Source organism: Burkholderia sp. BCC1988 (assembly GCF_905339895.1).
Lineage (GTDB): Bacteria > Pseudomonadota > Gammaproteobacteria > Burkholderiales > Burkholderiaceae > Burkholderia.
Map to the genome: position 1 here is coordinate 120,653 of NZ_CAJPHA010000008.1, position 20,579 is coordinate 141,231.

Consider the following 20,579-nt stretch of genomic DNA (forward strand, 5'->3'; position numbering starts at 1 on the left):
GCATCGCGCCGGCGGACAGTGGCCCGATAGCCATTCTTCGATAGAATCGGGCCATCGCCACCCCGGAGCCCGTCATGCGCGCCGCTGCGTCGTTCGTTGCCCCCGCCCCGACCGTCGTCGCCGTGATCGCGTACGACGGCATCAGCCCGTTCCACCTGTCGGTGCCGTCCGTCGTGTTCGGCAAGGAGCGCGATGCGGCCGCGATGCCCGCGTTCGAGTGCCGCGTGTGCTCGGCCGAGCGCGGCCCGCTGTCGACGACGGGCGGCTTCACGATCACCGCGCCTTACGGGCTCGACGCGCTCGACGACGCGGACATCGTGATCGTGCCGGCATGGCGCGATCCCGACGAAGCGCCGCCGGACGTGCTGGTCGATGCGGTACGCGCGGCCGCCGCGCGCGGCGCGCAGGTGGTCGGCCTGTGCCTCGGCGCGTACGTGCTCGCCGCGGCCGGGCTGCTCGACGGGCGCCCGGCCACCACACACTGGGCGTGGGCCGACGACTTCGCGCAGCGCTTTCCGCGCGTGAAGCTCGACCCCGACGTGCTGTACGTCGACGACGGCAACCTGATGACGTCGGCCGGCACGGCCGCGGGGCTCGACTGCTGCCTGCACGTCGTGCGGCGGCGCTTCGGCTCGGACGCCGCGAACCAGATCGCGCGGCGTCTCGTGATCCCGCCGCACCGCCAGGGCGGCCAGGCGCAATACGTGCCGCAGCCGGTCGCCGCGCATCCGCGCGACGCGCGCCTCGCGGGCCTGCTCGACTGGGTGCGCGCGCATCTCGACGTCGCGCACAGTGTGGATTCGCTCGCCGAACGCGTGCTGATGAGTCGGCGCACCTTCACGCGCCACTTCCGCCAGGCGACGGGTACGACCGTCACCGCGTGGCTGCAGGCCGAGCGGCTCACGCGTGCGCAGCATCTGCTGGAAACCACCGGACAATCGATCGACGCGATCGCGCAGGCGGCCGGCTACGGCTCGAGCGTGTCGCTGCGCCAGCATTTCGCGGGCGCGCTCGGCACGTCGCCGTCGGCATATCGGAAGGAATTTCGGGGCGCCGGGCCCGACGCCCGACGCTAGCGGCGGCCGCGCCGCCGACGAACGGCCGGCGACCGGCCGGACAATGAGGCAGCGCGGCGGCGCGCGCAGGCGCTCAGGCGCCGTTGATCCAGCGCGCCGCGTACAGCAGCAGCGCCACGAACACGACGATCGCGGCCCACGCCCAGACGGGCAGCGGACCCGATTCGCGATGATGCACGGCGCTCGCGGCGCGGCCGCCGAGCGCGCCGCCGAGGTGCGGCAGCGGACGCTTCGCCGCGGCCATCAGCGACGCCGGCCGCAGGAACACATGCTGGCGACGCTGCGGGCTCGAGCGCGCGCGGTTCGGCACGAGACCGTGCTTCGCCTGCACGACCGCGCAGAATTCGCGGAAGAAATCGTCCGTCCACTCGTGCAGCGCGTTCTCGATCTGCCGCGCCGGCAGTTCGGCGAGCGGCCCGCTCGCCGTCGCCCACACCACGTATTCGATGCACGTCGCGGCCGTGTCGTCATCGTCCGGCCGCAGCACGAGCTCGACCTGCCCGCGCAGCGCGCCGAGGCCGTCGGCCCGCGCCTTGAAGTTGAGCACGCGGCGCGGCTGCCCTTCCGCGTCGCCCTGCTCGCTCGCCGAATGCGCACGCACGTCGTAGCGCGCGCGCAGCGGGCCGAGCGGCACCGTGATGGTCAGCGCGAACTCGCCGCGCGCGAGCTTCACGAACGATTCGCAATGATCGAAGCTCGCCCGCAGCAGCGCGAGATCCTCGAGCGCCGCCCGCACGACAGCCGGCGCGAGCGGTACGCGTAACGTGTCGTTCAGTTCCATGATGCCTCCCCGATGAACACGCGCCGCATCAGGACGTCTCGACGAGACTGTCGACCCGTGCGACGTCGAAGGCGACGTAGTGCGCAAGCGCTGACGCGGTCGCCCCCGGTTCCTCGTAACTCCATGCGGCGTTCTCGATCACGCCGTCTTCGGTCTGCAGGTCGAAATACACGGCCCGGCCCCTCAGCGGACAGTCCGTCGTGACGCTCGACTTCACGAGCCGGTGCATGTTCACGTCGCCGCGCGGCAGGTAATGGATATCCGGCAGGCCCGTTTCGCGCACGGTCAGCGCGCCGTGCGAATCGGCATACGTGATGCCGCGATGGATCACGCGCACGCGATGGCGGTTCGGCACGATTTCGAGGCGAGGGTCGGCGGCATCGGACATCGTTTCTCCTCCGGGCGGCGGTCCCGGCGCGCAAGCCGCGGGCCGGAAACGAAAAAGCCACGGCACAAGTGCCGTGGCCTTCATTATGGGCGAAACTGGGCCCGATTGCGCGGCCCGGCCGGGCCTGCGCGCGACGCGCTACTGCGCACTCCACTGGAACGCGACCTTCGCGCCGCCCTTCGCGCCGACCGTGACCGCGCGCGATTCGTCGCTGCCCTGGTACGACGCGTGCACGGTGTAGCGCCCCGGCGGCAGCTTCACGAGCATGTAGGGCCCGCGCGCGTCCGTCGTCAGCAGCTCGGTGCCCTTGCCGTCGACGATCCGCACATGGACGTCGGCCAGGTATTCGCCGCCCTTGCCGGTGAACCGCAGCGCCAGCGGCCACGCCGCCTCGTTGCTCTCGAATGCCGTCGATTGATCCTTGCCGATGCCGCCCGACACGTAGCTGACATCGCCCTGCTGGCTCGCCGCGGGCAAGCCGTCCGATTGCGCGTACGCGCCGGGCGCGGCGGCGGCGAAGCCGGCGGCCAGCGCCGCCGCGACGGCAAATCGGGACACGTTGCGTAGATATTGCATGGCTCCCTCCTTTCGGGTCGGAACACAGCACCACGGGCCGAACGCCGGCGACGCCCGCCGGGGCCGGCCACGCCGGCCCGCAACGACCGCCGGTCAGCTCAGGTCGACCGGCACGAAGATCTGTGCATTATCCCGCTGGATCAGGAGAGCAAGACTGTTGCCTGCTCCCTTGACCGCGTCGCGCAACTGCTCGGGGCTCGTGACCGGGCGGCCGTTGACCGCGAGGATCACGTCGCCGGGCTGGATGCCCGCGCTGGCTGCCGGGCCGCCGGCCTGCTGCACGATGAGCCCGTGCGACAGGTTGGCGGCACTGCGCTCCTGCGGCGTGAGCGGGCGCACCGCGACGCCGAGGCGCCCCTGCTCGACCGGGCCGCCGTCGTTCGATGCCAGCTTCGCGTCGGTCATCGCGCCGAGCGTCACGCTGATCGACTTCGTCGACTTGTCGCGCCACACCTGCAGGTCGGCCTTCGACCCCGGCTTCAGGTTCGCGATCTGCGCGGGCAGCGACGTGGAGTCGGCCACCGGCGAGCCGTTGACCGCGAGGATCACGTCGCCCGGCTGCAGGCCGGCCTTCGCGGCCGGGCCATTCGGGTCGACCGAGCTGACGAGCGCGCCGTCCGGCTTCTGCAGCCCGAACGAGCTCGCGAGCGTCTGGTTCAGCCCCTGCACGGCGACGCCGAGGCGGCCGCGGCTCACGTGGCCGGTCTTCACGAGCTCGTCCTTGACCTTGATCGCCTCGTTGATCGGGATCGCGAACGACAGGCCCTGGAAGCCGCCCGTCTGCGAGTAGATCATCGAGTTGATGCCGATCACCTCGCCCTGTAGGTTGAACAGCGGGCCGCCCGAGTTGCCGGGGTTCACCGGCACGTCGGTCTGGATGAACGGCGTGTAGTTCTCGTCGGGCAGCGCGCGCGATTTCGCGCTGATGATGCCGGACGTGACCGTGTTGTCGAAGCCGTACGGCGAACCGATCGCGACGACCCACTGGCCGACCTTGCTCTGTGCCGGGTCGCCGATCTTCACGGTCGGCAGGCCGCTCGCGTCGATCTTCAGCACCGCCACGTCGGATTGCTTGTCGGCGCCGACGACCTTCGCCTTGTACTCGCGCTTGTCGGTCAGCTTGACCGTGACGACGTTCGCGCCGTCGATCACGTGCGCATTGGTGAGGATGTACCCGTCCGAGCTGACGATGAATCCCGACCCGAGGCTCGCGCTCGGCTGGTCGTCCGGCTGCGTGTCGCCGCCCATGCCCGGCACCTGGCCGTAGAAGTGCTTGAAGAACTGGTAGAACGGATCGCTCGGATCCATCGGCAGCTGCGGCTGCGGCACGCGCCGCGACACCTGCTTCACGACGTGCTTCGCGCTGATGTTCACGACCGCCGGGCCGTAGGTTTCGACCAGTCCGGAGAAATCGGGAATGCCGGTCTTCGCCGCGGCCTCGGCCGGCATCAGCGCGGCGGCCTGCGCGGGCGTGATGATCTGCGGATCGGCGCGGCGGGTGCCCGCGACATAGCCGGCGGACAGGGCGGCCGCCACGGCGACCGCGACGGCGCCGCGCGCAAGGAATCGGGTGTTCATCGTAGGACCTCCTCGTTGTTAGGACGCAGCGTAACGACGCTGACTTAAAGGAGGCTTAATCGACCTTAAGCGGGGCTTAGGCCGCCGCTACCGCGCGGCGCCCGCGCGGTGTGCCGTTCGTCATACGGATTCGGACGCCTGCGGCGCCGGCTGCGGCAGCCCGGCATCGCGGAACACGACGCTCACGAGCAGGCCGCCCGCGGCCGCGTCGCCGAGCGTCACGGTCGCGCCCTGCTGCGCCGCCACGCGCTTGACGATCGCGAGCCCCAGCCCGCTGCCCGACACGTCGGCCCGCGCCCGCGCGGAGCTGTCGCGGTAGAAGCGGTCGAACACGCGCTCGCGCTCTTCGGCCGGGATGCCGGGGCCGCTGTCGCCGATCTGCACGCACGCGCGGCCTGCCGCGTCGCGCGTCAGCGACACGTCGATGCGGCCGCCGTCCGGCGTGTACTTCACCGCGTTGTCGAGCAGGTTGCCGAACATCACGCGCAGCGCGCCGACGTCCGCGACGACGGTCGCCGCGCGCGTCTCCTCGAAGCCGAGATCGATGCTGTGCCGTTGCGCGAGCGGTGCATGCGCGGCCACGCATTCGACCAGCAGCGCCTGCAGGTCGACCGGCTCGCGCATCGTCGCGCCGTCCGGTTCGGCGCGCGCGAGCGCGAGCAATTGCTCGGCGAGGCGCGTCGCGCGCGTGACGCCGTCCTGCAGATCGGCGAGCGCCTCGCGGCGCGACGTGTCGTCCTTCGCGCGCGCGACGAGCTGCGCCTGGATCTGCACGGCCGCGAGCGGCGTGCGCAGCTCGTGCGCGGCGTCGGCGACGAAGGCCTTCTGCGTGTCGAGCGCGGCCGCGAGCCGCGCGAGCAGCCCGTTCAGCGCGCGCACGAGCGGCTGCACCTCGAGCGGCAGGCGCGCATCGGGCAACGGATCGAGCGCTTCCGGCCGGCGCGCCTCGACCGCGCGCGTGAGGCGCTCGAGCGGCGCGAGCCCTTGCCCGACGATCATCCAGACCGCCGCGCCGAGAAACGGCAGCAGCACGATCAGCGGCCACAGCGTGCGCAGCGCGACGTTCGCCGCGAGCCGGTTGCGCACCGACAGCGGCTGCGCGAGCTGCACGACGTTGTCGCCGACGATCGCGCCGTACACGCGCCATTCGCCGCGATCGGTGCGCTCGGTCGAGAAGCCGAGTTCCGCGCGCGGCGCGATCGGCGCGCGCGGATGCGAGAAGTACATCAGCACGCCGTTGCGGTTCCAGATCTGGATCACGATGCCTTCGTCGCCGTTGGTGCGCGAACCGAACACCTGCGAAAACGGCTCGGACGGCAGCGCCGCGGCGATTTCCTGCAGCTGGTAGTCGAACAGCTCGTTCGCTTCGGCGAGCGCCTGCCGGTAGATCAGCCAGCCCGCGGCGCCCACGCCCGCGACGACGATCGCGAGCAGCCAGATCAGTAGTTGATGACGAATCGACCGCACGCGTCAGCTTTCCTTGACGACCATGTAGCCGAGCCCGCGCACGTTGCGGATCAGGTCCGAGCCGAGCTTCTTGCGCAGCGCGTGGATGTAGACCTCGACCGTGTTGCTGCCGATCTCCTCGCCCCAGCCGTACATCTTTTCCTCGAGCTGGCTTTTCGACAGCACCGCGCCGGGCCGCGCGAGCAGCGCCTCGAGCAGCGCGAACTCGCGCGCGGACAGCGCGACGGGCGCGCCGTCGAGCGTCACCTGGTGCGACGCGGGATCGAGCGTCAGCGCGCCGTGGCGGATCAGCGACTCGCTGCGCCCCGCCTGGCGGCGGATCAGCGCGCGCATCCGCGCGCCCAGTTCGTCGAGGTCGAACGGCTTGACGAGGTAGTCGTCGGCGCCCGCGTCGAGCCCCTTCACGCGATCGGCCACCGCATCGCGCGCGGTGACGATCAGCACCGGCAGCGACTGCCCGCGCGCGCGCAGCGTGCGCAGCACGTCGATGCCGTCGCGCTTCGGCAGGCCGAGGTCGAGCAGCAGCAGGTCGTACGTCTCGCCGCCGAGCGCCGTGAGCGCGGCGTCGCCGTCCTGCACCCAGTCGACCGCGAAGCCGTCGGCGCGCAACGCCTTGCGTACGCCCTCGGCGATCATTCGATCGTCTTCAACAAGCAGAATCCGCATCGGAACCGGAACCCATCTGACGAGTAAGACATGGCGACCATTGTAGCGCCGCGAATCGCGTGCGCCGCCTGCAATGCAACAGAAAGGCGGATTGCAAGGGGCACGTGCGCACTTGTCTCTACAATGTGCGCTCCGGCGCCGCGCGCGCCCTGCCCGAGCCCGACGCTTTTCCCGTATTCGCCCATGCCGATTTCCGATTTTTCCGCCCGGTTCGCCCCCCGCGCCCGCCCCTTCCTGCGGGCGGCCGCCGTCGTCGCCACCTGCACGGCCCTTGCGTTCGCACCGTCCGCGCAGGCCCGCAAGAAGTCCCACAAGGAAGCGCGCAAGACCGCCGTGGTGTCGCCCGCCGCGCGGGCGGCCGGCCTGCCGGCGTCCGTGCTCGTCGCACTGCAGCGCGCGAAGGTGCCTGCCTCGGCGATGAGCGTCGTCGTCGAGCGCGTCGGCGATCCCGAGCCGCTGATCGCGTGGAACGCGAGCCGGCCGATGATGCCGGCGTCGACGATGAAGCTCGTCACGACCTTCTCGGGGCTGTCGATCCTCGGCCCCGACTTCCGCTGGCGCACCACCGCGTATGCGGACGGCTCGGTCGATCCGGACGGCACGTTGCAGGGCAACCTCTACATCAAGGGCACCGGCGATCCGAAGCTCGTACCCGAGGAACTGATCGACCTCGTCGACAAGTTGCGCAAGGCCGGCATCAAGCGCGTGGCCGGCGGCCTCGTGCTCGACAAGAGCTATTTCGCCGCGTCGACACGCGACCTGCCGTCGTTCGACGACGACGTGAGCGCGCCGTACAACGTCGGCCCCGATCCGCTGCTGTATGCGTTCAAGGCCGTGTCGTTCACGGTGACGCCGGGCGACGACGGCAAGATCGCCGTCGACGTGCTGCCGCCGCTCGCGAACCTGTCGATCGACAACCAGCTGGTCGAAGGCACCGGGTCGTGCGGCGCGGCGGCCGCGGCCGCGCGTCCGACGTTGTCGGCGGGCGGCGGCGGCATCATGACCGCCTCGTTCGCCGGCGACTATCCGCTGCGCTGCGGCGCGCACACCACGAACCTCGCGATCCTCGATCACACGACGTTCTTCGCACGCGGCTTCCTCGCGCTGTGGCAGCAGGACGGCGGCACGATCGCGGGCCCCGTCAGCGAAGGCAAGGTGCCGACCACCGCACGGCCGCTCGCGGTCCATCACAGCCCCGTGCTCGGCAGCATCGTCTACGACATCAACAAGTTCAGCAACAACGTGATGGCGCGCAACCTGTTCCTGACGATCGGCGCGGTCGCCGGCAAGCCGCCCGCGACGCCCGAGCAGTCGAGCCGCGCGATTCGCGCGTTCCTGCAGAAGAGCGGGATCGCGATGCCCGATCTCGACCTCGAGAACGGCTCGGGCCTGTCGCGCGAAGAACACGTGAGCGCGCAGTCGCTCGCCGCGCTGCTGCAGGCCGCGAACGCGAGCCCCGTCGCGCAGGCGTTCATCGATTCGCTGCCGATCGCCGGCATCGACGGCACGATGAAGAACCGTCTCACCAACGCCGGCGTGCTCGGCAACGCGCACATCAAGACCGGCACGCTGCGCGACGTGCGCGCGATCGCGGGCTACGTCGCGGGCGCCGACGGACAGAGCTACATCGTCGTCAGCTTCATCAACGACGATCGCGCCGAAGGCGCGCGTGCCGCGCACGACACGCTGCTCGAATGGATCTACGCGGGCGCGCACTGACGACGCACGCGCCGCGAAGCGGCGCACGCATGCCGCGCTGCCGGCTTGCGTCGATCGCGGGCGGCGCCACATGTCGGGGCGCCCCGCACCCCGGGCGTTCTCGCCGCGCGGTTTGAAACGGTCCCGGCCGCCGGCGCGCCGCGCAGCGCCCGCCAGCCGTGTCCATGAAACGGGGCCGCACCGCGCGGCCCCGTTCCGCATGGCTTCCGTAGAAACCCTGTCCTCAAGAAAACGCCGGGCCGCCCCCAGGTTTTCCGCCCCGCAGGACGCCCCCTCGGCGGCCTGGCGCGAAGCGACCGGTTTGGGCCGCTCAGAGGGAACCCTCTACGCTGCCCCCTCGCCTAGCGCGTGCCGATTGCGTAGGCTGTTGGCCTGACCGATATCTACAACGGGCCATACGCCCGGCCTCACGGCTTGCAGGGGAAAGGAGGAGACACGTCCATGCGATTCGACGTCGAATTGCTTCTGCTCGCGCTGGCGCCCGTCTTCCTGCTCTGCATCGCGTGGGAGGCCTGGCACCTCGCCCGCACGCGCGCGCAGGATCATCTCTATGCGTGGCGCGACACGCTGTGCAATGCGGCGCTCGCGCTGATGCACCAGGCCGCCGACAAGCTCGCGTGGCTGTTCGTGATCCCCGTTTATGCGTACTGCTACGCACATTTCCGGCTGTTCACGTGGCACGACGGCTGGCTGTCGTTCGCCGTGCTGTTCGTCGGCCAGGATCTCCTCTACTACGGGTTCCATCGCGCGAGCCATCGCGTGCGCTGGCTGTGGGCCGCGCACGTCGTGCACCACTCGTCCGAGCGGATGAATTTCTCGACCGCGTTCCGGCAGAGCCTGATGTATCCCGTCGCGGGCATGTGGGCGTTCTGGCTGCCGCTCGCGTTCCTCGGCTTTCCGCCGCAGCAGATCGTCGGCGTCGTGCTGATCAACCTCGCGTTCCAGTTCTTCGTGCATACGCAGGCGATCGGCAAGCTCGGCTGGCTCGAATACGTGCTCAACACGCCGTCGATCCATCGCGCGCACCATGCACGCAACCCGCGCTACATCGACCGCAATTACGCAGGTGTGCTCGTGATCTGGGATCGCCTGTTCGGCAGCTACGTCGAGGAGTCGCCCGACGATCCGCCGCAATTCGGAATCGTCGAGCCGCTCGGCTCGAACAACCCGCTCGTCGCGACGTTTCACGAGTGGGTGTCGATGGCGGCCGACGCGTTGCGCGTCCATGGATGGCGCAACAAGCTGCGCGCGATTTTCGGCCCGCCCGAATGGGCGAGCGCTTATCATGCGCAGATCGCCGAGGCCGCAAACCACGATCCGCGCACCACGCCGCTCGCGGCCGCGCGCGACCAATAAACCGCTTCAGCCAACGGCCGCCGCGCAGCCAGTACCGGAGGAGACGCGCGGCAGATGAGAAATACATCGGGCCATATCTACGAGGAGATCGAACGATGCAGTCACAACGACAATTCCCGTCGCGCAACCGCCAACGCCTGCTGCGCACCGCGCAAGTCGCGATCGCGGGCGCCGCGCTCGCCTTGCTCGCCGCGTGCGGCGGCGGCGACGACAACAACAGCAGCAGCGCGTCGAACACGCCGCCGTCCGGCGTGAAGATGCAGATCGTGTCGTTCGGCGACAGCCTGTCGGACGCCGGCACCTACTCGCAGATCAAGCTCGGCTTCGGCGGCGGCCGCTTCACGACCAACCCCGGCCAGGTGTGGACCCAGGACGTCGCGCAGTACTACGGCGACACGCTGCAGCCCGCGAACCAGGGCGGCTTCGGCATTCCGCTGCAGGCAACGGGCGGCCTCGGCTATGCACAGGGCGGCTCGCGCGTGACGCTGCAGCCGGGCATCGGCCACGCGGACGCGAGCGTGCCGAACGCCGACTACGCGCAGGCGACCACGACGCCGATCGCCGATCAGGTCAAGCAGTACCTGACGCAGCACGGCAGCTTCAACGCCGGCCAGATCGTGCTGGTCAACGGCGGCGCGAACGACATCTTCTACCAGGCGCAGGTCGCGCAGGCGCAAGGCAACACGCCGGCCGCGCAACTCGCGGCGGCGCAGGCGATCGGCCTGGCCGCGCAACAGCTCGGCGGGATCGTCCAGCAGATCGTCGCGGCGGGCGCGGCGCACGTGTACGTGTCGAACGTGCCGGACATCGGCGGCACACCGCTCGCGCTGCAGGGCGGCGCGCAGACGCAGGCCGCATTCACGCAACTGTCGGGGCTGTTCAACCAGACGCTCGCCGGCACGCTGGCTGCGCTGAAGGTCGACACGACGAAGGTCGCGCTGCTCGACACGTTCACGTGGCAGGACGGCATCGCGGCCAACTACCAGGCGAACGGCTTCAGCGTGTCGAACACCGACACCGCGTGCAACCTGAAGGCGATGGTCGCGGCCGCCACGCAGTACGGCGTCGCGAACGCGACCGCATTCGGCTCGTCGCTGTTCTGCTCGCCGCAGACCTACACGGTCCCGAACGCGGACCAGACCTACATGTTCGCCGACACGGTCCACCCGACGACGCGCCTGCACGCGCTGTTCGCACAGTTCGTGGAGAAGCAGATCGCGGCTTCGGGCGTCGGCAAATAAGCCGCCCGCCACGCGCGCAAACAAAAACGCCCGACCGGTTCGCCGGTCGGGCGTTATTTCATTCCGGAGCGGACGGCGTCAGTCGCGCGCTTCGAACGCCGCGGCCGCACGACCGAGACGATCGTTGACCGCGATCCACTCGACGGTCTCGGGCAGCTTCTCGACGAGAATGCGGGCGACCTGCGCACGATCGAGCGCGCGCAGCATCCCGTACAGATCGCGCGCATATGCCTGCGGATCTTCCGGCGCGGCGACGAAATGCACGCCGTCGGCCTGCGCCCAGCGTCCCGCGCGCGACGCGCGCGCGACGAGCGCGACGCGTTCGCCGTCGGTCTGCGCGGCCGCGAGCAGCGGCTCGAGCGCGTCGAACGGCAGCAGCGCGAGCGGCGTGCGCGGCGCGTAATGCGCCTTCAGCGTGCCGGACGCGCGCGGCGCGGTCGCATCGCTGCCGTCGGGCAGGCGCGGCGCGCGGCCGAGCACGTCGGCGATCTGCTGCGGCGTCACGTGGCCCGGGCGCAGCAGCGCCGGAAAGCCGCGCGACAGGTCGAGGATCGTCGATTCGATGCCGACTTCCGACGGACCGCCGTCGAGCACGTGCACGGTGTCGCCGAATTCTTCGCGCACATGCTGAGCGGTGGTCGGGCTCACGTGGCCGAAGCGGTTCGCAGACGGCGCGGCGACGCCGCCATGGCCGCCGCGCCGCGCGCTGAACGCGGCCAGCAGCGCCTGCGCGACCGGATGCGACGGACAGCGCAGGCCGACCGAATCCTGGCCGCCGCTCACGGCATCCGGAATGCGCGCATGACGCTTCAGGATCAGCGTCAGCGGGCCCGGCCAGAATGCATCGATCAGCGCCTGCGCATCGGCCGGCAGGTCGTCGGCCCAGTAGCCCGGGTCGCCGCCGGGCGGCAGATGCACGATCACCGGATGGTTCGCCGGCCGCCCTTTCGCCGCATAGATGCGCGCGACGGCCTCGGGATTCGCCGCGTCGCCGCCGAGCCCGTACACGGTTTCGGTCGGGAATGCGACGAGTTGCCCCGCGTCGAGCAGCGCGGCAGCCGCGTCGATCTGCGCGGGCGTCACGGTGTTCGGGAGATCGATGGACATCGGCCGGTGCCTCAGTCGAGCGGCACGCGCAGCAGCTGCGCGCACGCGGTGGCCGCGGCAACCGCGTCGTCGCGCGTCTCGGCCGTGAAGTTCACGTGACCCATCTTGCGGCCGACGCGCGCTTCTTCCTTGCCGTACAGGTGCAGGTGCGCGGCCGGCATCGCGGCGACCGTGTCCCACGGCGGCGTGACGGCCTCGGCCGCACCGTTCGGGAACCACACGTCGCCGAGGATGTTCAGCATCGCCGCCGGCGAGTGCTGGCGCGGGTTGCCGAGCGGCATGCGCGTCATCGCGCGTACCTGCTGCTCGAACTGGCTCGTTGCGCACGCATCGACCGTGTAGTGGCCGGAGTTGTGCGGGCGCGGCGCCATTTCGTTCGCGACGAACGAGCCGTCTTCCAGCACGAAGAATTCAACGCACAGCACGCCGACGTAGCCGAGCGTATCGGCGATCCGCACGGCTGCCTGCTGCGCCTCCTCGACGCGCGCGGCATCGGCGGCCGGCGCCGGCACGACCGTCAGCGCGAGGATGCCGTTGTGATGCACGTTCTGCGCGAGCGGGAACGCGGCCGAGCGGCCGTCCGCGCCGCGCGCGATCAGCGCGGACACTTCGTATTTCAGCGGCAGGCGCTTCTCGAGCACGCACGGCACGCCGCCGAGCGACGCATGCGCGTCGCGCGCTTCCCGCGCGGTGCTCACGCGCACCTGGCCCTTGCCGTCATAGCCGAGGCGCGCCGTCTTCAGGATGCCCGGCAGCACCGCGTCGAGCGCGGCATCGTCGAGCGCGGCGAGCGCCGCCGCCGATTCGATCACGACGTGCGGCGCGACCGGCACGCCCGACGCCTCGATGAAACGCTTCTCCGCGATCCGGTCCTGTGCGACCGCGACGCAGCGGCCGGCCGGCGCGACGAACGTCGTGCGCGCGAGGAAATCGAGGCTCGCGGCCGGCACGTTCTCGAATTCCGTCGACACGGCATCGCACAGTTCGGCGAGTTCGGCGAGCGCGGCTTCGTCGTCGTAGGCCGCGCGCAGGTGACGGTCGGCGACCGCGCCGGCGGGGCTCGTCGGATCGGGATCGAGCACGGCGACGCGATAGCCCATCGACTGGGCGGCAAAGCAGAACATGCGGCCGAGCTGGCCGCCGCCGACCATGCCCAGCCACGCGCCGGGCAGGATCGGGGAAACGGAATCAGGAGTTGCGGTCATGTCAGTGGTCGGTCGCAGCGGGCAACGCCCGCCGCAGTGGGGAGGATCAGGCGGCCGCTGGCATCGCAGTGCGGCCGCCGGTGCGCCGTCACGCGAGCGGCGGCAGCACCATCGCGTGCGCGGCTTCGTTCTGGCGCACGCGGAACGCGGCGAGCCGGTTCGCGTAGTCGACCGAGTTGCCGGACAGGATCGACACCGCGAACAGCGCGGCATTCGCGGCGCCGGCCTCGCCGATCGCGAACGTCGCGACCGGCACGCCCTTCGGCATCTGCACGATCGAGTGCAGCGAATCGACGCCCTTCAGGTACTTGCTCGCGACCGGTACGCCGAGCACCGGCACCGTGGTTTTCGCGGCCAGCATGCCGGGCAGGTGCGCGGCACCGCCGGCGCCCGCGATGATCGCGCGCAGCCCGCGCTCGCGCGCCTTCTCCGCGTAGTCGAACATCTCGTCGGGCATCCGGTGCGCGGACACGACCTTCGCTTCGTACGGCACGCCGAATTCCTGCAGGATCGCGACCGCGTTCTTCATCACGTCCCAGTCGGAACTCGAACCCATCAGCACGCCGACGAGCGGCGCGCTGTGCGTGTGGGCAGTCTGGACTTCACTCATTTCGTGCGTTCCTTCGTTCAGGCGAGCGGCTGGCCGGTGATGCGCTCGAGCGCTTCCTGGTACTTCGCGGCCGTCTTCTCGACGACGTCGGCCGGCAGTGCCGGCGCCGGCGCGGTCTTGCCCCACGGCTGCGCCTCGAGCCAGTCGCGCACGAACTGCTTGTCGAACGACGGCGGGTTGGTGCCGACCTGGTACTGGTCGGCCGGCCAGAAGCGCGACGAATCGGCCGTCAGCACTTCGTCCATCAGGTACAGCTTGCCGTGGTTGTCGAGGCCGAATTCGAACTTCGTGTCGGCGATGATGATGCCGCGCGTCGCCGCGTAGTCGGCTGCTTCCTTGTACAGGCGGATCGAGATGTCGCGGATCGTCGCGGCCAGCTCGGTGCCGATGCGGCGCTCGGTTTCCTCGAACGTGATGTTCTCGTCATGCTCGCCGAGCTCGGCCTTCGCGGCCGGCGTGAAGATCGGCTCGGGCAGCTTCTGCGCGTTCTGCAGGCCTTCCGGCAGCTTGACGCCGCACACGGCGCCCGACGCCTGGTATTCCTTCCAGCCGCTGCCGGCCAGGTAGCCGCGCACGACCGCCTCGATCATGATCGGCTCGAGGCGCTTGACGACCGCGGCGCGGCCCTTGACCTGCTCGACCTCGTCGGCCGCGACGACCGCTTCCGGCGCGTCGCCCGTCAGGTGGTTCGGCACGATGTGCGCGAGCTTGTCGAACCAGAAGTTCGCCATCTGGTTCAGCACGCGGCCCTTGTTCGGAATCGGCTCGCCCATGATCACGTCGAATGCCGACAGGCGATCGGTCGTGACGATCAGGAGCTTGTCGTTGCCGACCGCGTAGTTGTCGCGGACCTTGCCGCGACCGAGGAGCGGCAGCGAGCGGAGCGTGGATTCGTAAAGGGTAGACATCGTCTTTTCGCAGATAAGGAGCCAAACAAAAAGGGAAACGCCGTTCCCCGCGGCAGGCGGGAACGGCGGTCTTGCAATGCGTCGGCGAACCGCCGGGAGATCACGCCCGTCGGTTGCCGGCCGGCCCTTGTTCGGCCGGACGCAACGGCTGCCGGAGCCGGATCCGATCCGGCCCCAAGGCAGTCAGCCCCGGCCCGGCGCGAAACCGGGCGGGGCAATCGTACTACAGTCTCAGCGCACGACCTGCGCGAGCGCGCCGGACTTGTACTGTTCGGCGATCTTGTCGAGCGACACCGGCTTGATCTTCGCGGCCTGGCCTTCGCAGCCGAACGCGAGGTAGCGGTCGACGCAGACCTGCTTCGCCGCTTCGCGCGCGGGCTTCAGGTAGTCGCGCGGATCGAACTTGCCCGGGTTCTCGAACAGGTAGCGGCGGATCGCGCCGGTGATCGCGAGACGCAGGTCGGTGTCGATGTTGATCTTGCGCACGCCGTGCTTGATGCCTTCCTGGATTTCCTCGACCGGCACGCCGTAGGTTTCCTTCATGTCACCGCCGAATTCGCGGATCTCGGCCAGCAGTTCCTGCGGCACCGACGACGAACCGTGCATCACGAGGTGCGTGTTCGGGATGCGTGCGTGGATTTCCTTGATGCGCTGGATCGACAGGATGTCGCCCGTCGGCTTCTTCGAGAACTTGTACGCGCCGTGCGAGGTACCGATCGCGATCGCGAGCGCGTCGCACTGCGTGAGCTTCACGAAGTCGGCGGCCTGCTCCGGATCGGTCAGCAGCTGCTCGCGGGTCATCGTGCCTTCCGCGCCGTGGCCGTCTTCCTTGTCGCCCTTCATCGTCTCGAGCGAGCCGAGCACGCCGAGTTCGGCTTCGACCGTCACGCCGATCGAGTGCGCCATCTCGACGACCTTGCGCGACACGTCGACGTTGTATTCGTACGAGGCGACCGTCTTGCCGTCGGCTTCGAGCGAACCGTCCATCATCACGCTGGTGAAACCGCTGCGGATCGCGGCCGTGCAGACCGCCGGCGACTGGCCGTGATCCTGGTGCATCACGACCGGGATGTGCGGATACGACTCGACCGCCGCTTCGATCAGGTGGCGCAGGAACGGCTCGCCCGCGTACTTACGCGCACCGGCCGATGCCTGCATGATCACGGGCGCGCCGACCTGGTCCGCTGCCGCCATGATCGCCTGGACCTGCTCCAGGTTGTTCACGTTGAAGGCCGGCAGGCCGTAACCGTGCTCTGCCGCGTGGTCCAGCAATTGACGCATTGATACGAGAGGCATTGTGGAACTCCTTGGAATGAAAACCGGTGCGCCCTGACGCCGGCGCGGCGCTCGCTCCCCGTCGAATCCGGGGCGGCACGGCGCGGCTGAGCGTCGAATAGCCGCATTTTATCGCGAAGCGCCTCCGATTCCGACCGCCCGGTGGCGCCTACTCGCATTTTGTTACCTTCGCACGGCACAATGCGGCCAAAAAACAGAAAAAAAGCCGCGCGGGGCATCGAACCCCGCGCGGCTTTCGTCGAATAAACGGTGCCCGATCAGTTCGGGCGGCCGTCGGACCGGTCGACGGACCGGCCCGGTGCACGCCGGCGCTCAATAATGTTCGCCGACCCGCACGATCTTCAGCGTGTTGGTGCCGCCCGCCTGCCCCATCGGCTCGCCGACGGTCAGCACGACCATGTCGCCGTGCTGCACGTAGCCCTGCTTGACGACGATCTCGAGCGCCGCCTGCAGCGCCGAGTCGCGGTCGCTGTTGAAGTCGACGTGCAGCGGCGTCACGTTGCGGTACAGCGCCATCGTGCGCTCGCTGCCGACGCGCGGCGTCAGCGCGAAGATCGGCACGTGCGTGTAGTGACGCGACATCCACAGCGCGGTCGCGCCCGATTCGGTCAGCGCGACGATCGCCTTCGCACCCAGGTGATAGGCGGTAAACAACGCGCCCATCGCGATCGACTGGTCGATCCGCGTGAACGTGCGGTCGAGGAAATCCTTGTCGAGTTCGACGTGTTCCGACTTTTCCGCCTCGACGCACACGGCCGCCATCGTCTCGATCGTGACGACCGGGTACTTGCCGGCGGCCGTCTCGGCCGACAGCATCACCGCGTCGGTGCCGTCGAGCACCGCGTTCGCGACGTCCGACACTTCCGCGCGGGTCGGCACGGGCGCGTGGATCATCGATTCCATCATCTGCGTCGCGGTGATCACGAGCTTGTTGGACTCGCGCGCCATCCGGATCATGCGCTTCTGCAGCGCCGGCACGGCCGCGTTGCCGACTTCCACCGCGAGGTCGCCGCGCGCGACCATGATGCCGTCGGACGCGTCGAGGATGCTCTGCAGCGCCGGAATCGCCTCCGCGCGCTCGATCTTCGCGATCATCTTCGGCTTGATGCCGTACGGCGCGCCCGCGATGTTCGCGAGCTGGCGCGCCATTTCCATGTCAGTCGCGTTCTTCGGGAACGACACCGCGACGAGATCCGCGCCGAGCGACATCGCCGTGCGGATGTCTTCCATGTCCTTCGCGGTCAGCGCGGGCGCCGACAGGCCGCCGCCCTGGCGGTTGATCCCCTTGTTGTTCGACAGCTCGCCGCCCACCTTGACGATCGTGTGAATCTCGTCGCCGAGCACGCGCTCGACGGTCAGCACGATCAGGCCGTCGTTCAGCAGCAGCAGGTCGCCCGGCTTCAGGTCGCGCGGCAGCTCCTTGTAGTCGAGGCCGACCCGCTCGTCGTTGCCGAGCTCGCAGCCCGCGTCGAGGATGAAGGCCTGGCCCGGCACGAGCGTCGTCTTGCCGTTCTCGAACTTGCCGACGCGGATCTTCGGGCCCTGGAGGTCGGCCATGATCGCGATCTCGCGGCCGACCCTGCGGGCGGCCTCGCGCACCATCTCGGCGCGCTGGCGGTGATCGTCGGCCGTGCCGTGCGAAAAATTGAGCCGCACGACGTCGAGGCCCGCCTGCATCATCTGCAGCAGAATCTCCGGCGAACTGGAAGCCGGGCCGATCGTGGCGACTATCTTGGTGGCGCGCTGCATGAAACTCCTCATCTGGATCAAGGTGGATGCGCTGGGTGAAACGCTGCGAGAGCCGGAATCGGCGAGCCCAGCGGCGGCCGTTCCGGGGGGCGTGCCGGTGCTTGCGCCCGGCATCGCTTTGTTCTGAATCTCGTGGTGCTGCATGGCCGCGTCGCCGGCGGCCGCCGGTGCGCGCGGGGTTGAGTTCGCCCGCGCGGGCGCGCGTTTGCGCTTGCCCGCGCCGGCCGGCTGCTCCGCTTTCGCGGAGCGCGCGGCCTTCGTCACCCCTGCGCGCGCCACCACGCTCAGGCCGCCCGCGTTTCGAGCACTTCCACCGCCGGCAGCTTCTTCCCCTCGAGGAACTCGAGGAAGGCGCCGCCGCCCGTCGAGATGTAGCTGACCTGGTCGTGGATGCCGTACTTCGCGATGGCCGCGAGCGTGTCGCCGCCGCCCGCGATCGAGAACGCGGACGATTTGGCGATCGCTTCGGCGAGCGTCTTGGTGCCGTTGCCGAACTGGTCGAACTCGAACACGCCGACCGGGCCGTTCCACACGATCGTGCCGGCCTTCTCGAGCTGGCTGGCGAGCGCGCGGGCCGTATCCGGGCCGATGTCGAGGATCATGTCGTCCGCTTCGATGTCGGCGACCTGCTTCACCGTGGCTGCTGCCGTCGGCGAGAATTCCTTGGCGGTGACGACGTCGCTCGGGATCGGCACCGACGCGCCGCGCTCGCGCGCCTCGTCGATGATCGCCTTCGCCTCGGCGACGAGATCGGCTTCCGCGAGCGACTTGCCGATCGACAGGCCGGCCGCGAGCATGAACGTGTTCGCGATGCCGCCGCCGACGATCAGCTGGTCGACCTTGCCGGCCAGCGACTTGAGAATGGTCAGCTTGGTCGACACCTTGGAACCGGCGACGATCGCGACCAGCGGACGCGCCGGATTGCCGAGCGCCTTGCCGAGCGCGTCGAGTTCGGCGGCCAGCAGCGGGCCCGCGCACGCGACGGGCGCGTACTTCGCGATCCCGTGGGTGGTCGCTTCCGCGCGGTGCGCGGTGCCGAACGCGTCGTTCACGTACACGTCGCAGAGCTTCGCCATCTTCTGGGCGAGCTCGTCCGAATTCTTCTTCTCGCCCTTGTTCACGCGGCAGTTCTCGAGCAGCACGACCTGGCCCGGCGCGACGTTCACGCCGTTCTCGACCCAGTTCGAGACGAGCGGCACGTCGCGGCCGAGCAGTTCGGCGAGACGCTTCGCGACCGGCGCGAGCGAGTCTTCCGGCTTGAATTCGCCTTCGGTCGGACGACCGAGGTGCGACGTGACCATCACGGCCGCGCCGGCGTCGAGCGCGGCCTGGATGGCCGGCACGGACGCGCGCACGCGCGTGTCTTCGGTGATGTTGCCGTGATCGTCCTGCGGGACGTTCAGGTCGGCGCGGATGAACACCCGCTTGCCGGCGAGCTGGCCGGCGGCGATCAGGTCGGTAAGACGCTTGACTTGGCTCATGTTGAACAGATTGAAGTAGTGGATGGGGAAAGGGGGTTCACGCTGGACGTGCGCGGGCTGCCGCGAAAGGGCGCCGGATGCGGCCGTGGCTGGCGGTTCGCATGACGCGCACGGGTAAAAAATCTCGAACGGGCATTCTAGCCGATCCATCCGGCAGACTGACCCGTGCGGCGGCGAATTCCGCCTATTTGGGATCGCGCGTGGTCATCGACACATTGCCGCAATGCAGCAATGCGCGCGCGCCAGCGGCCGGCCCGGCCGGCCGGCGCGGCGATTCGTCAGAAGATCAGGCGCAGTACGGTGAAGACGAGCATCCCGATGACGATCGTACCGAGCATGCTGCGCCGCCACAAGAACCAGCCGAGGCCGGCGAGCGCCGCGTAGAACGGATGGTTGGACAGCGCGAACGACAGCCCGGCCGGCGTTTCGAGCACGTCGGGCAGCACGACCGCGACGAGCGCGGCGGCCGGCGCATAGCGCAGCGCGCGCTGGGCGCGCTCGGGCAGCACGGTGCGTTCGCCGCCGAGCAGGAACAGCGCGCGCGTGACGGCCGTGACGACCGTCATCCCGACGATCACGATCCAGATCTCGGTCGCGCTCATTCGATCTCTTTCTCGTGCACGGTTTCGGTACGGATGCGCCGCCAGTCGGCCCGTTCGACGAAGAAATCGGCCATGCTGCCTGCCGCGAGCGCGGCCAGCACCGCGATCGGCAGCGCGAGCCGGTACGGCAGGTCGAACGCGACGAGCGACACGATGCCGGCGACCGCGACGGCCGCGAGCGTCGAGCGGTTCGCGACCGCCGACACCATGATCGGGATCAGCGCGAGCGTGCCGGCCAGCTCCAGCCCCCAGCTCGCGGGAACGAAGCTCGCGAGCAGGATGCCGGCGAGCGACGACGCCTGCCACGACGCCCAGCTCGCGAGCGCCATCCCCCAGAAATACGCCTCCTTGCCCGGCACGTGGCCGTTCGCGAAGCCCTGTTTCTGGAACAGCAGGTAGATCACGTCGCCGTTGAAATAGCCGATCGCGAGGCGCCGCCACAGCGGCAGGTAGGAAAAATGGGGAGCAAGCCCGGCGCTGAAGATCACGAAGCGCAGGTTGACCATCGTGGCCGTGAGCAGGATCGTCCAGATCGGCAGCTTCGCGACGAGGAGCGGCAGCACCGCGAGCTGCGACGAGCCCGCGTAGACGAAGATCGACATCGCGCTCGCCTGCCCGAGCGTCATCACCGACTTGCTCATCGCGACGCCGGTGACGAGCCCCCAGGACAGGATCGCCATCAGGGTCGGGGAATAGTCGCGCGCGCCCTGGATCAGCGCGAAGCGGTCGGTGGCGGACAATCGAGCGAGCATGGGAAGGCGGGCCGCAGCGGG

Annotated in this window: 20 protein-coding genes; 5 read left to right on the forward strand and 15 right to left on the reverse strand. The window is 69.5% G+C overall.

What is annotated here, in order from left to right; genetic code table 11:
• The first annotated feature begins 74 nt into the window (after positions 1-74).
• Positions 75-1,076, forward strand: a complete 1,002-nt coding sequence (locus U4012_RS13650) for a helix-turn-helix domain-containing protein (RefSeq protein WP_321799199.1) — start codon at positions 75-77, stop codon at positions 1,074-1,076.
• A gap of 73 nt (positions 1,077-1,149) precedes the next feature.
• Here the strand turns inward: U4012_RS13650 and U4012_RS13655 are convergent, their stop codons facing one another.
• From U4012_RS13655 to U4012_RS13680, 6 genes are all read right to left on the reverse strand, one after another.
• Complete coding sequence (locus U4012_RS13655) at positions 1,150-1,857, reverse strand: CoxG family protein (RefSeq protein ID WP_321799201.1); 708 nt, start codon at positions 1,855-1,857, stop codon at positions 1,150-1,152.
• Between the two features lie 28 nt (positions 1,858-1,885).
• A complete protein-coding gene (locus tag U4012_RS13660; RefSeq protein WP_044844491.1) occupies positions 1,886-2,245 on the reverse strand; it encodes a DUF427 domain-containing protein in 360 nt (119 codons plus the stop codon).
• A 138-nt stretch (positions 2,246-2,383) separates the two neighbouring features.
• Positions 2,384-2,821 (reverse strand): carboxypeptidase-like regulatory domain-containing protein, encoded by a 438-nt coding sequence (locus U4012_RS13665; RefSeq protein WP_044844492.1) that lies wholly within the window; start codon positions 2,819-2,821, stop codon positions 2,384-2,386.
• A gap of 93 nt (positions 2,822-2,914) precedes the next feature.
• Positions 2,915-4,399, reverse strand: coding sequence for a DegQ family serine endoprotease (locus U4012_RS13670; protein ID WP_044844493.1), 1,485 nt, complete (start codon positions 4,397-4,399; stop codon positions 2,915-2,917).
• Between the two features lie 120 nt (positions 4,400-4,519).
• Positions 4,520-5,866, reverse strand: a complete 1,347-nt coding sequence (locus tag U4012_RS13675) for an ATP-binding protein (RefSeq protein WP_044844494.1) — start codon at positions 5,864-5,866, stop codon at positions 4,520-4,522.
• A 3-nt stretch (positions 5,867-5,869) separates the two neighbouring features.
• Positions 5,870-6,532, reverse strand: coding sequence for a response regulator (locus tag U4012_RS13680; RefSeq protein WP_044844495.1), 663 nt, complete (start codon positions 6,530-6,532; stop codon positions 5,870-5,872).
• 183 nt (positions 6,533-6,715) lie between these two features.
• Here U4012_RS13680 and dacB point away from each other — a divergent pair, with 183 nt between their 5' ends.
• The 3 genes from dacB (at position 6,716) to U4012_RS13695 (ending at position 10,848) form a co-directional block, all read left to right on the forward strand.
• Positions 6,716-8,251 carry a D-alanyl-D-alanine carboxypeptidase/D-alanyl-D-alanine-endopeptidase gene (gene dacB, locus U4012_RS13685; RefSeq protein WP_321799205.1) on the forward strand — a complete coding sequence of 512 codons (1,536 nt, stop codon included), beginning with the start codon at positions 6,716-6,718 and terminating at the stop codon, positions 8,249-8,251.
• 441 nt (positions 8,252-8,692) lie between these two features.
• The gene (locus tag U4012_RS13690) at positions 8,693-9,607 is read left to right on the forward strand and encodes a sterol desaturase family protein (protein ID WP_321799207.1); all 915 of its coding nucleotides are present in this window, start codon (positions 8,693-8,695) and stop codon (positions 9,605-9,607) included.
• Between the two features lie 95 nt (positions 9,608-9,702).
• Complete coding sequence (locus U4012_RS13695) at positions 9,703-10,848, forward strand: SGNH/GDSL hydrolase family protein (RefSeq protein WP_321799209.1); 1,146 nt, start codon at positions 9,703-9,705, stop codon at positions 10,846-10,848.
• A gap of 78 nt (positions 10,849-10,926) precedes the next feature.
• Here the strand turns inward: U4012_RS13695 and U4012_RS13700 are convergent, their stop codons facing one another.
• The 6 genes from U4012_RS13700 to pyk form a co-directional block, all read right to left on the reverse strand.
• Positions 10,927-11,955, reverse strand: a complete 1,029-nt coding sequence (locus U4012_RS13700; RefSeq protein WP_044844499.1) for an L-threonylcarbamoyladenylate synthase — start codon at positions 11,953-11,955, stop codon at positions 10,927-10,929.
• An 11-nt stretch (positions 11,956-11,966) separates the two neighbouring features.
• Positions 11,967-13,160, reverse strand: coding sequence for a 5-(carboxyamino)imidazole ribonucleotide synthase (locus U4012_RS13705; RefSeq protein WP_044844500.1), 1,194 nt, complete (start codon positions 13,158-13,160; stop codon positions 11,967-11,969).
• Positions 13,161-13,248: 88 nt separating this feature from the next.
• A complete protein-coding gene (gene purE, locus U4012_RS13710) occupies positions 13,249-13,770 on the reverse strand; it encodes a 5-(carboxyamino)imidazole ribonucleotide mutase (protein ID WP_044844501.1) in 522 nt (173 codons plus the stop codon).
• A gap of 17 nt (positions 13,771-13,787) precedes the next feature.
• Entirely contained in the window at positions 13,788-14,678 is an 891-nt protein-coding gene (locus tag U4012_RS13715) for a phosphoribosylaminoimidazolesuccinocarboxamide synthase (RefSeq protein WP_321799213.1), read from the reverse strand.
• Between the two features lie 231 nt (positions 14,679-14,909).
• Positions 14,910-15,974, reverse strand: coding sequence for a class II fructose-bisphosphate aldolase (gene fba, locus U4012_RS13720; protein ID WP_044844503.1), 1,065 nt, complete (start codon positions 15,972-15,974; stop codon positions 14,910-14,912).
• Positions 15,975-16,286: 312 nt separating this feature from the next.
• Positions 16,287-17,723, reverse strand: a complete 1,437-nt coding sequence (gene pyk, locus U4012_RS13725; protein ID WP_044844504.1) for a pyruvate kinase — start codon at positions 17,721-17,723, stop codon at positions 16,287-16,289.
• Between pyk and U4012_RS13730 the strand changes: the two genes are divergently transcribed.
• The gene (locus tag U4012_RS13730; RefSeq protein ID WP_257773798.1) at positions 17,722-17,850 is read left to right on the forward strand and encodes a hypothetical protein; all 129 of its coding nucleotides are present in this window, start codon (positions 17,722-17,724) and stop codon (positions 17,848-17,850) included. The two genes, pyk and U4012_RS13730, sit on opposite strands and share 2 nt — an antisense overlap.
• A gap of 157 nt (positions 17,851-18,007) precedes the next feature.
• Here U4012_RS13730 and U4012_RS13735 read toward each other — a convergent pair whose 3' ends face one another.
• The 3 genes from U4012_RS13735 to U4012_RS13745 form a co-directional block, all read right to left on the reverse strand.
• Positions 18,008-19,204: a phosphoglycerate kinase gene (locus tag U4012_RS13735; RefSeq protein ID WP_044844505.1), complete on the reverse strand. Its 1,197-nt coding sequence runs from the start codon at positions 19,202-19,204 to the stop codon at positions 18,008-18,010.
• Positions 19,205-19,482: 278 nt separating this feature from the next.
• Positions 19,483-19,806, reverse strand: a complete 324-nt coding sequence (locus U4012_RS13740) for an AzlD domain-containing protein (protein WP_124486924.1) — start codon at positions 19,804-19,806, stop codon at positions 19,483-19,485.
• Positions 19,803-20,558, reverse strand: coding sequence for an AzlC family ABC transporter permease (locus U4012_RS13745; protein WP_124486923.1), 756 nt, complete (start codon positions 20,556-20,558; stop codon positions 19,803-19,805). Before U4012_RS13745 ends, U4012_RS13740 begins: the two co-directional genes overlap by 4 nt.
• Positions 20,559-20,579: the final 21 nt, after the last annotated feature.

What these genes read in the sequence shown, in the direction of transcription:
- U4012_RS13650 (WP_321799199.1), top strand. Translation starts at nt 75, where the DNA reads ATGCGCGCCGCTGCGTCGTTCGTTGCCCCCGCCCCGACCGTCGTCGCC.
- U4012_RS13655 (WP_321799201.1), bottom strand. Translation starts at nt 1,857, where the DNA reads ATGGAACTGAACGACACGTTACGCGTACCGCTCGCGCCGGCTGTCGTG.
- U4012_RS13660 (WP_044844491.1), bottom strand. Translation starts at nt 2,245, where the DNA reads ATGTCCGATGCCGCCGACCCTCGCCTCGAAATCGTGCCGAACCGCCAT.
- U4012_RS13665 (WP_044844492.1), bottom strand. Translation starts at nt 2,821, where the DNA reads ATGCAATATCTACGCAACGTGTCCCGATTTGCCGTCGCGGCGGCGCTG.
- U4012_RS13670 (WP_044844493.1), bottom strand. Translation starts at nt 4,399, where the DNA reads ATGAACACCCGATTCCTTGCGCGCGGCGCCGTCGCGGTCGCCGTGGCG.
- U4012_RS13680 (WP_044844495.1), bottom strand. Translation starts at nt 6,532, where the DNA reads ATGCGGATTCTGCTTGTTGAAGACGATCGAATGATCGCCGAGGGCGTA.
- dacB (WP_321799205.1), top strand. Translation starts at nt 6,716, where the DNA reads ATGCCGATTTCCGATTTTTCCGCCCGGTTCGCCCCCCGCGCCCGCCCC.
- U4012_RS13690 (WP_321799207.1), top strand. Translation starts at nt 8,693, where the DNA reads ATGCGATTCGACGTCGAATTGCTTCTGCTCGCGCTGGCGCCCGTCTTC.
- U4012_RS13695 (WP_321799209.1), top strand. Translation starts at nt 9,703, where the DNA reads ATGCAGTCACAACGACAATTCCCGTCGCGCAACCGCCAACGCCTGCTG.
- U4012_RS13700 (WP_044844499.1), bottom strand. Translation starts at nt 11,955, where the DNA reads ATGTCCATCGATCTCCCGAACACCGTGACGCCCGCGCAGATCGACGCG.
- U4012_RS13705 (WP_044844500.1), bottom strand. Translation starts at nt 13,160, where the DNA reads ATGACCGCAACTCCTGATTCCGTTTCCCCGATCCTGCCCGGCGCGTGG.
- purE (WP_044844501.1), bottom strand. Translation starts at nt 13,770, where the DNA reads ATGAGTGAAGTCCAGACTGCCCACACGCACAGCGCGCCGCTCGTCGGC.
- U4012_RS13715 (WP_321799213.1), bottom strand. Translation starts at nt 14,678, where the DNA reads ATGTCTACCCTTTACGAATCCACGCTCCGCTCGCTGCCGCTCCTCGGT.
- fba (WP_044844503.1), bottom strand. Translation starts at nt 15,974, where the DNA reads ATGCCTCTCGTATCAATGCGTCAATTGCTGGACCACGCGGCAGAGCAC.
- U4012_RS13730 (WP_257773798.1), top strand. Translation starts at nt 17,722, where the DNA reads ATGAAACTCCTCATCTGGATCAAGGTGGATGCGCTGGGTGAAACGCTG.
- pyk (WP_044844504.1), bottom strand. Translation starts at nt 17,723, where the DNA reads ATGCAGCGCGCCACCAAGATAGTCGCCACGATCGGCCCGGCTTCCAGT.
- U4012_RS13735 (WP_044844505.1), bottom strand. Translation starts at nt 19,204, where the DNA reads ATGAGCCAAGTCAAGCGTCTTACCGACCTGATCGCCGCCGGCCAGCTC.
- U4012_RS13740 (WP_124486924.1), bottom strand. Translation starts at nt 19,806, where the DNA reads ATGAGCGCGACCGAGATCTGGATCGTGATCGTCGGGATGACGGTCGTC.
- U4012_RS13745 (WP_124486923.1), bottom strand. Translation starts at nt 20,558, where the DNA reads ATGCTCGCTCGATTGTCCGCCACCGACCGCTTCGCGCTGATCCAGGGC.